This is a genomic window from Endozoicomonas sp. SESOKO2, assembly GCF_024606245.1.
Taxonomy (GTDB): Bacteria; Pseudomonadota; Gammaproteobacteria; order Pseudomonadales; family Endozoicomonadaceae; genus Endozoicomonas_A.
Genome location: NZ_JAHHPQ010000408.1, coordinates 1 through 1703, shown reverse-complemented (window position 1 = coordinate 1703; position 1703 = coordinate 1). Strand labels below are relative to the sequence as shown.

The following is a 1703-nucleotide window of genomic DNA, read 5'->3' as shown; positions in this document are numbered from 1 at the left end:
GGCGAGGCAGACGACGATACGTTGCGTGGCGATGCCGGTCAGGACCAGCTCTTTGGCGGTGATGGCAATGATACCCTGGAGGGCGGAGATGACGACGATACCCTGGAAGGTGGTGCCAATGACGACACTCTCCACGGCGGTAACCATAACGATACATTGCGTGGCGATGCCGGTGCCGACACGCTCAACGGTGATGCTGGTGATGACGTGCTTGAGGGAGGGGATGGCATTGATACCCTCAATGGCGGCGATGATGACGATACCCTGCGAGGTGGCGCGGAAGGCGACACGCTGAACGGTGGTTCCGGCAATGATACGCTGGTTGGCGGTGCCGGTAATGACAATCTCGACGGCGGTGCAGGCACCGGGGACTGGGCGGATTACAGCGGCGCTATTGGCAGTGTTACCGCTGACCTTAGTGATCTGGTGGGGACGAATGCTGCGGATGGTGAAGGTTCCAACGACACCCTCAGCAATATTGAAAATATCCGTGGCAGTGCCCAATCTGACAACCTGACAGGGGATGCCAACGCGAATCATCTGGTGGGTAATGACAATGATGACACCTTGTCCGGTGGTGATGGTGCGGACCATCTGGAAGGCGGTGATGGCAATGATTATCTGACGGGGGGTGCCGGTGCCGACACACTGGATGGCGGGGCGGGTGAAGACACCGTTGATTACAGTCAAGATTCAGGGACGGTTATTGTTGATTTGTCAGGAGACTACGCCATTGATGGTGGCGGCGGAAACGATACGCTGACAGATATCGAAAATATTATCGGTTCTGACCATTTATCAGGCGACCAGTTATACGGTAACGCGTCAGCCAACACCATCAACGGGGGTGCCGGAGGCGACACTATTTGGGGGGGTTCCGGTGCTGACACCATCAACGGTGGAGATGGCAACGACGACATTAACGGTAACCAGGACGATGACATCATCACCGGTGGCGACGGAGATGACATCATCCACGGTGGCTTCGGAAACGATAAATTGGATGGCGGTGCCAACACTGCGGCAGGGGATACGCTGGATATGGTGGGTAATGTCAGCGGGCCTTTAGACACACCAGATGATATTACCGTCGACCTCTCTGCCACAGCCGATCCTGAGGGTTACATCACCGTCAACAAAAGTTTTGGCAATGGGCTCTTTACCGGTACTGACAGGGTCAAAGGTTTTGAGAATGTCACCACCAATCATGGCAACGATACCCTGATTGGTGACAGTGCCAACAATATTCTGACCAGTGGTGTCGGCAATGACACACTCCGCGGCGGAAACGGAAACGATACGCTCATTGCCGGTGACGGCAACGATACTCTGGAGGGTGGAGCCGGAACCGATACGTTGAACGGCGGGGCGGATGAAGACACCGTTGATTACAGCAATGAAACCAGTTTCGTCACGGTTGACCTGGGCACCGGTAACGCCACCGATGGAGGCGGCAGTAACGACAGTTTGACCGATATTGAGCATATCACAGGCAGTGATCACGGGGATTCACTGACCGGAAGTACAGTCAACAATACCATTGAGGCCGGTAAGGGCGCAGACACGATTTATGCCACCGATGGCAACGATACCCTTGATGGTGGCGACGGCATTGATACAGTGGATTACAACTCTTCTCATTTCAACAGCTCAGCTAACGGCATTACCGCCACCCTGAATGGCTCCGCTAATGGCACAGTAGC

The 1703-nt window shown here is 55.1% G+C and carries 1 protein-coding gene; it reads left to right on the top strand.

What is annotated here, in order from left to right:
* Positions 1 to 1703, top strand: a 1703-nt coding sequence (locus KDK17_RS08990; protein ID WP_306671261.1) for a calcium-binding protein, incomplete at both ends; no start/stop codon positions are given.